Origin of the sequence: Teredinibacter purpureus (assembly GCF_014217335.1) — a bacterium.
Classification (GTDB): Bacteria; Pseudomonadota; Gammaproteobacteria; order Pseudomonadales; family Cellvibrionaceae; genus Teredinibacter; species Teredinibacter purpureus.
This window is the reverse complement of sequence record NZ_CP060092.1, coordinates 2,541,596-2,557,058: the sequence shown is the minus strand read 5'-3', so window position 1 is coordinate 2,557,058 and position 15,463 is coordinate 2,541,596. Positions and strand designations below refer to the sequence as shown.

General features: G+C 44.7%; 10 protein-coding genes. All 10 read right to left on the bottom strand.

Annotated elements, in window-relative coordinates; all coding sequences use genetic code 11:
• Positions 1 to 31: 31 nt before the first annotated feature.
• Positions 32 to 2,851, bottom strand: a complete 2,820-nt coding sequence (locus tag H5647_RS10910) for a DEAD/DEAH box helicase (protein ID WP_200911579.1) — start codon at positions 2,849 to 2,851, stop codon at positions 32 to 34.
• Positions 2,848 to 4,572: a hypothetical protein gene (locus H5647_RS10905; RefSeq protein WP_052692020.1), complete on the bottom strand. Its 1,725-nt coding sequence runs from the start codon at positions 4,570 to 4,572 to the stop codon at positions 2,848 to 2,850. Before H5647_RS10905 ends, H5647_RS10910 begins: the two co-directional genes overlap by 4 nt.
• Before the next feature lie 3 nt (positions 4,573 to 4,575).
• On the bottom strand, positions 4,576 to 5,739 hold the full coding sequence (locus tag H5647_RS10900) for a restriction endonuclease subunit S (RefSeq protein WP_045858545.1): 1,164 nt from the start codon (positions 5,737 to 5,739) through the stop codon (positions 4,576 to 4,578).
• Positions 5,736 to 6,101: a hypothetical protein gene (locus H5647_RS10895; protein WP_045858544.1), complete on the bottom strand. Its 366-nt coding sequence runs from the start codon at positions 6,099 to 6,101 to the stop codon at positions 5,736 to 5,738. The genes H5647_RS10900 and H5647_RS10895 overlap by 4 nt, the downstream gene beginning before the upstream one ends.
• Positions 6,094 to 7,176 (bottom strand): PDDEXK nuclease domain-containing protein, encoded by a 1,083-nt coding sequence (locus H5647_RS10890; protein WP_045858542.1) that lies wholly within the window; start codon positions 7,174 to 7,176, stop codon positions 6,094 to 6,096. The genes H5647_RS10895 and H5647_RS10890 overlap by 8 nt, the downstream gene beginning before the upstream one ends.
• On the bottom strand, positions 7,176 to 8,846 hold the full coding sequence (locus tag H5647_RS10885; protein WP_045858540.1) for a type I restriction-modification system subunit M: 1,671 nt from the start codon (positions 8,844 to 8,846) through the stop codon (positions 7,176 to 7,178). Before H5647_RS10885 ends, H5647_RS10890 begins: the two co-directional genes overlap by 1 nt.
• A 145-nt stretch (positions 8,847 to 8,991) precedes the next feature.
• Positions 8,992 to 12,477: a DEAD/DEAH box helicase family protein gene (locus H5647_RS10880; protein ID WP_236074871.1), complete on the bottom strand. Its 3,486-nt coding sequence runs from the start codon at positions 12,475 to 12,477 to the stop codon at positions 8,992 to 8,994.
• Positions 12,478 to 12,537: 60 nt separating this feature from the next.
• Positions 12,538 to 14,055, bottom strand: a complete 1,518-nt coding sequence (locus H5647_RS10875; RefSeq protein ID WP_045858535.1) for a sigma-54 interaction domain-containing protein — start codon at positions 14,053 to 14,055, stop codon at positions 12,538 to 12,540.
• A gap of 122 nt (positions 14,056 to 14,177) precedes the next feature.
• Complete coding sequence (locus tag H5647_RS10870; protein WP_045858532.1) at positions 14,178 to 15,101, bottom strand: tyrosine-type recombinase/integrase; 924 nt, start codon at positions 15,099 to 15,101, stop codon at positions 14,178 to 14,180.
• Entirely contained in the window at positions 15,098 to 15,367 is a 270-nt protein-coding gene (locus H5647_RS22415) for an Arm DNA-binding domain-containing protein (protein ID WP_082087030.1), read from the bottom strand. The genes H5647_RS10870 and H5647_RS22415 overlap by 4 nt, the downstream gene beginning before the upstream one ends.
• Positions 15,368 to 15,463: the final 96 nt, after the last annotated feature.

Here is a 15,463-nt window from a genome sequence, read left to right as displayed (position 1 = left end):
ATGCTCTGATATTACTACGTGAATCAACCCTCTACTTATCCACCCAAGCAGCAGATACTGGATGAACACCTTCCGGAAATAGCCATTTATTCGACTTTAAAGAAAGCTGTTTATTAGCTACATTTTCAACAGATTCATAAGCTATTTTATTTTGATCTCTAACTATATCAACACTGCCTGGTACGGCTTTCTCTTTAAGCCATTCATCGAGTTCATTAAAGCATTCGATAACCTCGTCTTCTCCTCCGGATTGCCATGCATAAAGTTCCTGCCTTTGTCGAATTCCAAGCTCATTTTGCCATTGCAGATAGGAACAGATAATTGCATCACCAGTAAATTGATCAGACTTTATAACGGCTGTCAAACCATCAAAATCAAAATCTTTGGCCTTGAATAAAAGATATTTAAAAATAAAGTTATCAAGGTCCATCATTTCCGTATTCTCGCGATTGATCGAAATGAATCGGTCAAATGTAACTTCAAAGCGAGTTTTTCCAACCCCCAAATCAAGCTTAATATTTTCTGGTAATCGAATATGCCAAACCTGATCTTTGTGCGTCTTCTCTATAATTTCCACACCGAAAAGCTCAAACATTCCCTCAACAAACGACATTGCATGATCAGAGGTGATATTAAGCTCTTTCTTTTGTTCGTTGGGGTCAAACGCTGCGGCGTACTCAAATAACTCTCTTTGTTTACTCGCGGCCCCTTTCGCTTTATTCAAGGCTTCTTCAATACGCTCAGTTGTTCGCTTAATCCCTTCGGTAGTTGCTTGCTGAAGAATCGATTCTATATCCGCCAAGTCGGCGATTTCACCCAAGATATCCTCACCTAACCGCTCGTTATACTCTCCACTTACCTGAGCTAAATCTTCAACAACTTGCCCAATTCGCTCATACATTAACTCCATTATTTGTTCATCTGCCGAATCGGGCGAGTGTAAATTAAATACAACCACCCTTTTTTGTTGACCGTATCGATACAAACGCCCTATTCTCTGAACTAAGCGCATTGGGTTCCATGGTAGATCGTAGTTAACCATAATGTGACATTTGCGCTGTAAGTTAATACCCTCACCACCGGCTTCTGTCGATATTAAAAATTGACCGCCTTCTTCAAAATGCTGTATCGCTGTTTTTCTATCCTGATGCCTCATCGACCCATTGATCAGACCAGTACAGTCATCGCCATATTTTTCCTCTAACGCTTGTTTCAAATATTCCTGAGTAGAACGATATTCTGTAAAAATTAGAACCTTTTCTTTCGGGTTAGAGCCTAGTATTTTAGGAATAACAACCTCGTTAAACTTTTTAATTTTTAGATCATTCCCAAGAACAGACTCGCTTTCTTGAATAAGTTCATCAAGTAAATCCATTTCACCGTCAAAGAACTCCCTATTCGAAGACTCTAAGCGTTCTTCAAATTCCCCCCAGTAACGTTCATCGGTGACTTCCAGTAAAGGGTTATTGTTTTCTTCATTAAACTCATCAATTAAACGTTGTTTTCTACGATGCAATGCGGTGTGAATTGCCTTTGCACTGGAAGCAGCTAGCTTTCGATATACAGTCATCACAAACCCAATTGCATTACCTGTTTGACCAAGTGATTCAGCTGCCGAATAGCCTTGCCTTAAATAGGCTTGTAATGACTCATCAAACACCCTCATTTGATCATTACTTTCTACTGTAAGCGCTGTAGATGTCTTACCTTTGAATATGAAATTTCCTTCAGCGTCAGTGACATCAGACTTATTATTTCGAATCATCATTTCAGATAGCACTTCTGGATTTAACCCTATAGTTTCAATATCTGAACTCCGATCTGGATTTAGAAGCATCAGTAAGCTTTGAAATTTATCTTGCTTCCCTTGGTGAGGCGTTGCACTTAAAAGCACCATTGCTTTTGTTCTTTGGCGTAATCTATTCGCTAAATCAAATCGCTGCGATGAATCAAAACGCATTCCGTACTGGCGTCGACTTAAACGATGGGCTTCATCAAATATAACTAGATCCCATGTATCAGCTCTTAGAAGCTTTTCTAAATGGCCTTCATCTTTCAACTTATCGATAGAACCAATTACATGGTCATACATCTTCCATTCACGATCTTCATCAATGAAAAAGTTTTCACCATATACACGAAATTCACTGAGTGCGAACTTATGATGCAGCTCCTCCTTCCATTGATTAGTTAATCCCGCAGGGGTAATAAGCAGAACTCGCTTAGCTTGCCCGCGCTGCTCCAACGCCTTAAGCAACATTCCGGTTTCAATTGTTTTACCTAAACCTACGTCATCTGCGATTAACCAGTTCAAATGACCCGATGCCAAAATATGGTGTACCAAATGAATCTGATGAGGCAACGGATCAATATCCATACGCGACAACGCACCGGTATTTTCATTCCATATTTCTAATGCGTGAGCCAAGATTTTTAAACGAAACTTCTCTTCAGCCCCCTGTTTCCCTCTATCCCCAGTGATAAAACGATGCTTTACTCCTTTTATCCACGATAAGGTCTCATAAGGAAGCCAGCGAGAAATTGCTCGACTATTAAAATCCACTAATACCTGCGCGAATCCCGCCACTGTTCGTGTTTTTAAAATGACGCCCTCGCCTAACGAAGTTTCCGTTGCCGATATAGGGGTATGCTTAACTTCCATGCCAACTTTAAAGCCAGAGGTTACTGCGCTCAGCGCAACAATATTGTCTGTCACCTCCCTATCATTCCATTTCACTTTAAGGCTAATCCCATCAACACCTTCCATAGAACCTAGAACCATGCCAAGCCCATAGCTATCATGCTTTACCCAACATTTTTTTACCGGAATTCTGGTACTTACACCTATCACTGTGTTTCATCCTCTTCATTATTGTCGCTGGATCTAATTTTCTTAGGCTTGTCATCAAAAGCAGGATCAAACGGTTTATCTGATATGTAATAACTCTTAGGAGCGTATTTTTCAAACAGATCAATACCGTGCAATCGTAAAAACGCCACCTCATCGGAATGAGTAGACATAAAACACGATGAATTCAACTCGTCGAAAGCGACGTGTTGGTCAAACCGTCGAAACTCTGAGATATCGATATTTAAAAGGTAATCATTCAATCGATAGCTAAACAAATATTTACTAAAGGCTTTGAATCGAGAACGTAGAATTCTGCTATCAAACCAGTATTCAAATTCGTTATCCAAAAAATCAACAACCTCTTCAATACTTGGAACACCTTCAAACAAACGAACAAGCCTCAGCGCTTGCCTCCAACTACAATGGCGATGCGTTGCATCAGTTGTCTCGCCTAGAGCCCACACTTTTGAAAACGAAATCCAATAACGATCACACTCTTTCCATATTTTTTTAATCTCAAAAGCCAGCTCTAATTCATTTCGCGTTGCCCCAATATTAATTTCACGCTCTAACGCAACTCTTGCAGCCTTCCATCCATTTTCGAGAAAAATATCCGTTACAAATGCTATATCGACTTTATTCCAGCCGACAGACTCCACTAAAGCAATTGCAACTTGCCTCGCCCGTTGGGGTTTACTTATTTCGTTAGCGAGAACGCCCAACCTTTCTTCTTCAAGAACATCTTTTTCCTGTTTTTCCTCTTCCTCAAAATCTTCTTGCTCCTCGATAAATCCGTATAAGTCAAATTGCTCTTCATCATCAAGCAAATCCTTTTTCTTACCAGAACCTTCATCTTCACTCGGTTTATCGTCGTCAAAACCTGGTATTGAATCGGGAAAATAGTCTTCTGAATCTTGAGCTTCATAATCATCTAGTAACTCTTCATCTAATTCATCACTAGGTAAATCCTCAGAACATAATTCTGGCCCTGGCTCTGGCTCTGGCTCTGGCTCTGGCTCTGGCTCTGGCTCTGGCTCTGGCTCTGGCTCTGGCTCTGGCTCTGGCTCTGGCTCTGGCTCTGGCTCTGGCTCTGGCTCTGGCTCTGGCTCTGGCTCTGGCTCTGGCTCTGGCTCTGGCTCTGGCTCTGGCTCTGGCTCTGGCTCTGGCTCTGGCTCTGGCTCTGGCTCTGGCTCTGGCTCACCAAAGAGGTGGCCACTAACTTCTAGATCAGTCAACTCCTTTTCTTCACTAACCTGATCGAATTCATCATCAGGCTTGGGTACAACACGTTTTTTTACGATAATTTTTTTATTGGGTACACCCTTCTCCTCTCGCTTAGATTTTAGCGAAAGGGTCTTTCTCTTAGGCGCTTTATTATTCTCTTCATCATCTTTTTCAAAAAAATATTCGTTTTCGCTTAGAGTCACCTCCTGCTCATCTAGATAATCGAGGTCATCATCAGACGGGAGGTCATCTTCAGCTATTTTTCCAATATGGAGACTTAACGACTTTTTTAAATAGAAAACAGCCTCTTCTGGTCTCGATGCTTTTAATAAAACCTTTCCGAGTGCATTAAGTATTCTCGAACTCTGAGGAAAGCAAGACAAGCCTTGCTTAAGCTCAATAACCGCGCTTTCCAGTTCCTTCCGGGACACTAAAGCGGAAGCCAGGCGAAGAAACTGCTCCTCTGTTTTAAGTTTGGCTCCCACTAAAGATGACATAAACTAACTTAGTTTTCCTGAAAAGGCTTTTTGGCTTAAGGACTCAAAAATTGACGCCCTGCTTGACTTGCTCATATCATTTATACTTCCAAGCGTTTTCATTCGAATTTCATCGAACTTTTTTTGTAAATCGATTGGTGGTCGACGAACCTTAAATTTCTTGCACTCAGGTACAGACAAATGTTTAACTGTAGAGCCGGAGCTCATTTTCCCCATTTGCTGCTTAATACCAGATCCCATCATTTCGTAAAGTAAATATGATGATGCTACTACCTTTCTATCGGGCCTAAACTGCATAGTTCTTTGCCCCAAAAACACTAGGTCGTCAAAATCCACTATTCCCGCTTCGCCGGCAGGCGCTTCTCGTGTGAATACAATATCTCCACGCTCTGGTTTTAGTCGACTAACCCATTTATCGTAAATGGATTTTTCAGCGAATCGAACTTCAGTTAAATCAATTTTCATATTACGAACATTCGTTGTACGAATCATTTTATAAGATGTTCTGTAATTAACTGTCTTAGCTGTTTTATTTATACAATCGACTATTTCAGAACACACTGCTTCAATATTCACAACATTCCATCCCTTCGGATTACTCACCGGATCACCAAACATATCCAAAAACACTGACCGTAAAAAATCATCGGCGAGTTTGATGGCTTGTTGGCGTTTGCGGCGGATGGCGTCGGCTTTGTCGAGGATGGCGGCGATGCGTTTTTGTTCTTTTAGAGGGGGGAGGGGGATTTCTATTTTTTCCACAAATGCTGGACGGGCACGCACCAAAGAACCACCAATACCAGCAACAGTATTCATAAACTGCCGATGAAATTTATCGGATGTTAAAAAGTGCCTGAGAAATGGAGGGTAAAACCTTTTATCTCTAAAAATTATCCACTCACCAGAACCAATTTGTCTATTTACTCCCTTTTTAGGGACAACCCAGCACCGCTTCACGTGAGGTATGATTTTTGATAACAATACGTCATTCGGTTCTACGCAACTTTTAGAAGACCCTATCTCAGCCCCCTCTAAAACATCGACTTTACCTCTATCGAATGCAGGGATACTTAATAAATCAAATACTTCGTCTGGGAATTTCGATGGATTAACAGACCCTCCCCTTTTAAGCATTGCCTCAGACGCTAATATTGTTGGCCAACTCACAACACCACCTCCAAACGCTTAACCGCCTTCACAAGCAACAACAATGGATTCCCGCCTTCGCGGGAATGACAGGGCGATGATTTGCGAGAATGACTGTATGACAAACCACCATTTTGTAAAGAGCTACTGCCAAGGCAGTTGCTGGTGCCTTCGCCCGCTGGCTTTTGCATGGATGCAAATGGTAGAGCAGCGCAGGAGCACGCTGCCGAGAGCAGGCGCAGAGCGGCCATGGATGTCTTGGCAGGAAAATGCTCCCAGCCATTCCTGCATGACCTACCTCCCTGTAGGCCCAGCGTGCCCAGCAATTGCCTAGGTAGTGGCTTCACTGCGCGATACCCACTTAACGCTTTCAACTTACTCATGCTCACCTCCCAGCTCCTTCGCCATATCTTTCGCAAACTCGGCTTCAATCTCTTCAATGCTCGGCAAGCTGGCTTTTAAGTTATCCGGCAAGGCTTGGGTCAGTTGGTATTCAGACACGCCAATGGGTGTCTCTATGCCCTTTAACGCGTACTCGGCGACCAACTTATCTTTTTTGCGGCATAACAACAGGCCAACGGTGGGTTGATCGCTGTCTTTTTTGAGCTGTGCATCCACCGCGTTAATGTAAAAATTAAGCTTGCCGGCATGCTCTGGCTCAAAGTCTATTGTTTTCAGCTCTATCACCACATAACAACTCAGCCTAGTGTGGTAAAACAACAGGTCTAAGTAAAAGTCTTTATCACCCACGGGTACCGGTACCTGCTGGCCCATATAGGCGAAGCCTGCGCCTAGCTCTAATAAAAACTGGGTAATATGTTTAACTAAGTCCTTTTCCAGCTCCCGTTCGTTGTAGTTATCCGTAAGGCTCAAAAAGTCAAAAACATAAGGGTCCTTTAAACTTTGTTGGGCCAAGTCTGATTGCAGCGGTGGTAAAGTTTGCTCGAAATTAGTGATGGCTTTGCCCTCGCGCTGGTACAAGCCACTTTCGATCTGGTGGATAAGCACATTTCGGCTCCAGCCGTGTTGCAAGGTGCTGGCAAGATAAAAGTGGGCCTCGGCAACGTTTGGGCACTTACTCATAATGGCTATATTGTGCCCCCAGGGGATTTGGCACAATTGGGCAACAGCTTGTTGCCCAATTGCCGGTGCGCCCTGCCAAAACTGAACCCATTGGCGAATGTACTTAAGATTACGCAATGAAAAACCCTTGATGTCGGGGAATTCGTGTATCAAGTCTTGACTGAGCTGGGTTAAGAAACCGTCGCCCCAAGTACTGTTTTGCTGTTTTTCTATGATTTGCTCGCCCAGCTGCCAGTAAAATTGCAACAGCTCTTGGTTTACCTTAACCGCGGCTTGCATACGTGTTTGCATAAAGCGTTTTTTAAGGGTGCTTAACCAGCCCTTATAATCGTCGTTATGCGCTAGGGGTATTTTTTTTGTTGAGGGTTTACTCATTACAGCATGGCCTCTAGCTCATCCAAGTCCTTCAAAATCTCCAGCTCCAACTTCTTCAACTTTTTCAATATCTTCTTAGGGGGCTCGTAGGTTTCTTCTTCGTATACCACTTCTTTGTAGCGGTTAATCGACAAGTCATATTTGTTGGCTTTGATATCTGCCGCATCTACCACAAAGGCTTTTTGTGTTTTGTCGCCAAACTGTTTTTCGATTGTGGCGGGGCGTGAGTTTTTCTCGATTAAGGCTCGATACTTCTCCCACTGCTTAATTAAATCTGGTAAATCGTTAACGCCTTCTAAATCGTGAGTGCGCTTGGCCGCTCCTGCGCTTCCTGCGCCCGCGGCATTAGTGCGTCCCTGCACGTCATCATCTTTCACTTTAGGCACAAGCGGTACCCGCTTGTCATCTAGGGAGAAGCCATCAGCTTGTAGGTCGTAAAACCATACTTTATTCGTCTCGCCGCCTTTGGTGAATATCATCACCGCTGTACTCACACCGGCATAGGGTTTGAATACACCGCTGGGCAAGCTGATAACGGCTTCTAGCTGATTGTCTTCAATTAAGGTCGTGCGCAGTTGTTGGTGGGCTTTGGAGGAGCCGAACAATACACCGTCGGGCACAATTACAGCAGCTCGACCACCAATTTTGAGCATGCGCAGTATTAGCGCGACAAAGAGTAGCTCGGTCTTTTTGGTTTTAACGGTGCGCAATAGTTCTGGGTCTACGTCTTCTTCGTCTAGGCTGCCTTTAAAGGGCGGGTTGGCGAGCACAAGATCAAAACCTTCTTTAGCCTCGTGCGGGAAGCGCTCTAAAAAGCCTTGGCTTAGGGTGTCTTGATAGTGAATATCCGGTTGCTCTACGCCGTGCATCACTAGGTTCATGGCGGCGATACGTAACATGGTGGCGTCGAAATCGAAGCCGTGGAACATGTCGGTATCGACGTGCTTGCGGTGCTCGGCTAGTAGGTCGCCGGTATAGGTAGTTTGAGTTTCCTCTTCGCCCTTTTCATTGGTAACGGTCTCTGTAAATGTGCCTTCGGGTGAGCTGTATTTTTGTAACATAAACTCGTAACTGGTATTTAAGAACCCCGCTGTACCACAGGCTGGGTCGCAGATACGATCAGTCACGTCGGGGTTCATTAAATCGACAATGGCACGAATAATATGCCGGGGGGTACGAAACTGCCCGTTAATGCCTGCTGTAGTGAGTTTACTTAATAAGTATTCGTACAAGTCGCCTTTGGTATCGCCTTTATCGAGTGGTAGTTCATCGACCATGCTTACTGCTTTTACTAGCAGCGAGGGCTTTTGAATCATTAACTGGGCGTCTTTCATAAACTCGGCAAAGAGTGTGCCTTCGTTACTTTCGGCACTGCTTTGCTTAAAGTAAGGAAATAGCTCGTCGCGTACGGTAGTTAATAGCAAATCGGCGGATTCAATATGTTTTAAGTTTTGCCAGCGTATGTTTTGTTGCTTTTTGTTAAAGCGGCTTTTAAATTCTTTTTTGGTACGCTGTGATTTTTTCTCGTCACTGGTTTCGTTCATATCTAATAAACGTGCGTACATTAGGAAGGTGATTTGCTCGATTACGGTGAGCGGGTTGGTGATGCCGCCCGTCCAGAATTCTTCCCATAGTTTATCGATACTGCTTTTTAGTGTGCCGGTTATCATTCAATTCTCTTTCTTATTGAGTCTTTCTTGGTTTGTGTTACTTGGACAGTGTTAATCGTTAATAAAATCACTGTGCTTAGTGTTTTTTACTTGGGCGTTTTCTGTTTGGGCCTTTCCTTTATGTTAAGGCCCAATACGCCAATACCTAGTCGGGCCCCTTTTCAGGCACGTTAACTTGCTGCGCTTGTTGTTGTGTTGCGACGGTAAAGCCCGCGACAAAAGTAGCGATAAGTTCGGCTTGTTTATCTTGAAATAAACCGTCAATGCCATCTTGATGCAAACCTTTAAAGGGTTGCTCGTAAAGGTCGGCTATGGTCATTTGGCCTTTGCGGCATATCTCGCTTTTGAGCAAACCTAAGAAGCGTTGCTGCAAGGCACTTAGGTTTATGTGATGCTCTTGCACAAAGTGCATAAACTGCTTTTCTATTGCGGCTACATCCAGGCCGATAACGGTTCGTAATAGCTGATCGACACCCGCGCTAGATTCTGGGTAAAACTGAGCGAGCAAACTTAAATCGACGCGGGGGTTTTGGGTGTGCACCAAGGCATTAAGTGCCGCTAGCTCTGCTTCGGTTACCGGTTCGCCTGCGCGTATTTTTTGCAGTACAGGGTCTTTTTCGAATAACGGAGTCAGAATTTTTTCCACCTCTTGCCGAAAGATTTCATAATCGACGGTACGAATATTACTTTTACGTTCGTCTATGTGATATTCGGCAGGGTCTTCTTTAATATCAAAGATCAATACCGGTTCTGGCGGCGGCGCTTTGCCTTTGTCACGCAGGTGGATAACGGGGCGTAAGTTTACCCGCAGTTTTTCAAGATCATCAAACGCGGCAACGGGCCAGTAGTCGTCTTGCTGCACGCGGTTGATATCGCTCGATTTACTGCGCACTTGGTTAAGGTGCATGGAGAGAGTGCGCACTTTGTTAAGCACTTGATCTTTTACGGGTTCTAGCAGGTCGGGTTTACACAACTTTGCGTATTGCGCGTTAACGAGGTCGAGATCCCATTTTAATGCATCGCTTTGGCCCTTTATGTTTCGCCATTGCATAAGTGGTGCCATTTGCTCGACCAGTTGGTTTTTGGTGACGGGCGCAAACTGGTGCAATACATCTATTTGACTGAGCTGTTGTTTTAGCTTCCAGTTATCTTTAATGGTTATGGAGTTGTCATCTAGGGCATCAATATCTTGTTTGACCAGTACCATCATTTTACCGAAGCTGTCCATTTCGCCTCGCTTTAAGGCTTCTGCGGCGTAGGTTAAACGTGCCTCGAACAGCTTTTGGCTGAGCGACTTGGTTCGGCGTGAGTCCTCCTCTTCCGGCTCCATTTCGAAGTATTCAAAGTTACCCCAGTGATCGAAGATTAGAAACTTTTCCTTATGCTTACCGGGGCCAAATAGGTTTTCACATAGGCGCGTACCACGCCCAACCATTTGCCAAAACTTTACTTTTGATTTGATGGGTTTTGCAAAAACAAGATTTAGTACTTCGGGCACGTCGATGCCGGTATCGAGCATATCGACCGAGATGGCGATGGTGATTTCTGAATCTTTACCGTCGGTGGCTTTAAAGTCATCAATCAGCTCTTCGGCGCGTTCAAATTTTGAATGGATAACGCGGCAGAAGTTGCCACCGTATTCTGGGAACATTTCACTAAATAAGGTGGCGAGTAAGTCGGCGTGCTGAATATTACGTGCAAACACCATGGATTTACCCAGTGTTTGACCATCGGCCATGCGTTGGCCACTTTCCATAAGGTTACGTAATATGACGCGGTTGGTGTCTTTGTTGTACACCGCTTTATCGATAGTACTAGCGTTAAAATCCAAATCGTTTGGATCTAAGCCTTGCTCTTCTAACTCGGCAATTTGTTCATCGCTAAGGCTATTGCCTTGTATGCCTTCGCGTAAAAATTGTGTGGTATGGGTAACGACTTTAAACGGTACAAGATTACCTTCTTCTACCGCTTGCTCTAAGGGGTAGTTGGCCGTTGGCATTTTATAATCACAGCCAAATAGCTGGCTGGTAGAACGGCTGATCATTTCTACGGGGGTTGCGGTAAGCCCCAATTGCATGGCATCAAAGTATTTAAAGATATCGCCAAACACGTTGTAGATAGAGCGATGCGATTCGTCGGCAATAATTAAATCAAAATAGCCGGGATCGAACTTTTCCATGATGGTCATCATACCGGGATAGGTAGAAACGAAAATACGCGCATTGCTACGGTCGCTCTTTTTCGTTTTACCGACAATAAACAAGGGTTCGCTTAGAAATTCGTTATAGGCCTTACCCGCTTGTTTTCTAAGTTCTTTGCGGTCGCATAAAAATAGAATGCGCTTGGCCCAACCGGCATCAATCATACGCTTGGTGAGTGCTATGGATACCCTTGTTTTACCGGTACCCGTCGCTTGTACAATCAGCGATTTTAAGTGGTGCTTAGCGAAGCGTTCACACACGCGTGTGATGGACTCTAATTGATACGTGCGACCGGCAATTTCAGTATCAACGGGTGTGGTGTTGAGGTCTTTGCGTTCGGTGCGCTGGCGGATTTTGTATTGCAGGCTTTCTTTTGAGTAAAAGCCGTAAATCTTTCGGGGTGCCGGTGCAGCTTTATCGCTACCCTTTGGTGCGTCATCCCAAATATAAAACTCGTGGCCGTTGGTGTAAAAAATCACAGGGCGCTGTGTGTATTTACGCTCTAGTGCATCGGCATACAGCTTGGCTTGCTGGCGACCTTTTTCGGCATTTTCACGTGTGCGCTTCGCTTCTATGACCGCTAGCGGCTTGCCGTTATCATCCCACAGCACGTAATCGCAATAGCCAAACCCTGTGGGGGTTGGCTGACCGTCTACTTCTTCTTCAAAAGTGACTTGTTCTGTGTTCTTGCCGTTTACGAGGTCTATATCCCAGCCCCGGCTATGTAGCTCGGTATCGATTAAGCGACGGCGGGTTTGTGCTTCGTTTAGCTCTAAGAGGTTTTTAGCGGCTTCGCTGGCCTGTTTGTGTGTGGCAAGCGCCGAGTCGTCGAACTTTGCGTTAAGTTTTGTTTTGAGTTTAGCCGCCTCTCGCTGGGCCTGAAGCTCTGCTTGCTGCGATGCGTCTAGTTCGGCCAAGGCTTGCTCTAGGCGGGCTTTATGTTCGGCTTCGCTCTGCTGGCTGGCCTTAAGCGCCTTGATTGCGGCTTTACTTAGGGCTTCGTCGGGGACTTTTCTAGCGGGCTCTGCAAATGTTGCTAAATCGGCCTTTGTGCCTTTTTTAAGTGATAGCAGCAACCAGCTGCCAAGTATGTGTGCTTCTTTGAGCAGCCATGTACTACTGCCCTTACCAAACTTACCCTCGTGCGCTGCTTTATTACCCTCTTTGCGAATGGCGTGCAGCTTGTCGATAATGGCCTGATCGACCACAGAGGCAAAGGCGTGGTTTTCTAGGCGATCTATGAACTTCTCATTGGGCAAGCTAGGCAGCTGCCACTCCCGATAAACAATACCCACTAGTATTTCGGCGTAGCATCGCAGCTTAATGAGCGCACTTTGCGGGTCATCGTGGGCATACACTTCGGCATGCCCCGCTAGATTGGCTAAGTCTGGCCAATGCGGTCTAAGAAACTCGAAATTTTGTGATTGCATAAATATTATTCTTTTCATATCAGCCTTATTGCGAAGGCCGTGCCAAGTTTAAATTCAACGCTATTTAATGTTGTATTTTTCGATCCAGTTATTGAGCGTTTGATAGTTTTTTAAGCCTAATAACTCTGCTGCTTTGGTTTTACTGCCACTGCTTTCCTCTAAGGCTTTGTGGATATAGAGCTTGCTGACTTTTGCAATAACACCCTGTATATCAACACCTTGAGAGATATCTTGATTTAACATGTCGCTGTCTTGCGTAGGTCTTTGGAAGCTAGCCTGCTGTATGTCGGTATCACTGATCGACTCACCCGCCCCCCAAAGTGACGCGCGTAGTAATGTAGCGTTTAGTTCGCGTACATTGCCGGGCCAAGGGTACGATTTAATAAGATTTCTTGCCTTAACAGAAAGTTTTTTATGTTTATTCCCTTTATGTAAGTAGGGCTGGGTAGCGGCTTCCACGTTGATCTTTTCTAGCAGTGACTCCGCCAATACTACGATATCTTCTTTTCTGTTACGCAATGGAGGTAAATGCAGAATACCAATAGCCACGCGATAAAATAGATCTTCTCTAAAGCGCCCCGCTGCAATCTCATCGATAAGATTCTTATTGGTTGCCGTGATCAACCTAACATTCACCTTTTGCTCTTTGGTTGAACCTACAGGGGTAAAGGTGCCGTCTTGCAATACTCTGAGCAAGCGTACTTGATGGGTTAAGGGCAACTCGCCAAACTCATCTAGAAAAAGTGTTCCACCATCGCATTGTTCGAAATACCCTTTACGCGCTTCGGTTGCCCCCGTAAAAGCCCCTTTGGTATGGCCGAACAGTGTGGCATCAATTAAGTCTGGTGGGATAGCACCACAATTTAAGGTAAGGAAGGGCTTATGCTTTCGCTGGCTCGCATTAACAATAGCCGTAGCAAACAGCTCTTTACCGGTGCCGCTCTCACCGGTAATTAACACCGGCACATCTCGACCAGCCAATATAGCCGCCAATTGCTTTAGGCGTAACATGTCAGTATTGCGAGTAAGGATGTCATCAAACGCGGCCGTTATGGGTGCATCGCCATTCATTAACTGCGTGAGCTGAGTATCGTTATGCTCGGCTAAGGCGGGAAGAAAGTCGGCAGCCACATCAAACGGGATTAACTCTTCTTTTACGCCTTGCTCAATAGAGGATTGAATAAAGCGCGCCGGATATTTGGTTTTGCCCACTAAGATAGAAACTGCCGTCATCGTGGATGTACCCGATGTGAGCTGTATATAGAGCTGATAATTAGGATTGGCCGAAACCGCTATCTTGAGTACTGAATCGAGCGCCGTGTAGATATCGCCAAAATGGATAGGGCTAGATAACTTTACTTTGTGCGCATGCACGCTGTCCCCACCATTTGAACACCGCTGTTTAAGTGCCTCTATAAGTGGCTTGACGGTCGATTGGGGCTGGTTATGAAGGAGGTAAATGTGATCGTAGTTATCTGCACACAAAATGGCATCAAGTGGGCCTTTTGAGCCGTTTGCAGTATTTGATAGGCCACTAATATCAGTATTGCCCACCCACGACACTAGAACCTTACCCATAGACCTGTAATCCACACATAGAATATCTTCTGTTACGACATAAATTTATTTATATCGCATTATATGGGTAACATTATCGTTTGTGTGGGGCTTAAGCCGAAAAGAGCGGTAATTGGCGATGCTTATTGATTATGGGGTGTATAGGGTGCCAAAAAATCATCTCGCCCCATAAGAGACTTAACATGATCGGACCAAACACCCCAATACCTTAGCGCTTCGGTATCGTAGGAGTGACGGTCGTAAATATCAGACACACTACCGCCAGTATGATTAAGCATTCGCCTTACTACTGTTCTGTCGGCATGAAGGGATGCCACCCCCGTCGCGAAGGTTCTACGTAAATCATGCGCAGTCCAGTGCGGGATACCTAAGCTGTTTCGAAGTTTTCCAATAGGGTCACCGACTGCTTTTTGCCCCAAATGACGGCTCAAGTCGTTGGATGGGAACACCCACTCACTTTTTTGCCTGTCAATTTGATCGAGCAATGCTTTCGTAATAGGCGAAAGAAATACTTTATGCGGTCGCTTATTTTTTGTATCTCGAATATGCCACTCACCAAGTGAGAAATTAATATCTTGCCATCTTGCCGCCACAACCTCACCACTGCGACACCCAGTTAATAGCGAGATCAATATGACTCGCTTGCCTGTAGGCGGTAAACCGGATAAGGGCAACCAATCGAAAAGCTTTTTCAGCTCATCACCACTTAAATAGCGATCACGGGAATTGCTGGTTCTAGCTATTTGTTTCTGTGGAAGCGGTATTGCAAAATCGGAGGGCAAATAACCGCTATTTAAACCAAACTCAAAAACCAGCTTCAAACGCTGCCTAATTCTTTCTGCGGTTCCGGGGGTGCGTATGGTTTTAATATGCATGAACACCTCGAAAACTTCCTGTCGCTGAAGCTCCAAAATACTTAACGCTTTGAGCGAATCTAACTCGGGCGCTTTCAATAATCGGTGAATTTCTGCTTTGGTTTTTTCTTTAATCTCACTTAACGCGACCTCTTTGGTTAAGTAGTGTTCGATGAGCTTGGATAATTTCATGGTTTCATGGTTTCTTGCTTTACTCGCTTTTGCTCTACCCGCTTTTTAACTTCACACTCCTTTTTGTATAGGGCGGGGTCACCATGTTCAAAACGAATTTTCTTTTGCCGCTGAATTTCTTCTCGCGCCTCGCTTAAGCCCATTGCGGGGTAGTCCCCCAGCTTCATCGGCTTAAGGCGACATTCTCGGCGAGGTGTTCGGTATCTGTACAGCCACAATTTTGTGCCATTTTGGTCGCTACAAGACGCAGACCCACGTGCGGAGATGTGTCTGAAAGTACACCCGTCTTATGTTTCTTCACAATTGACGAAGTTAAAGCTGTCTTAGTCGTTTTCATTGATATAATGCCCTCAATATTAACT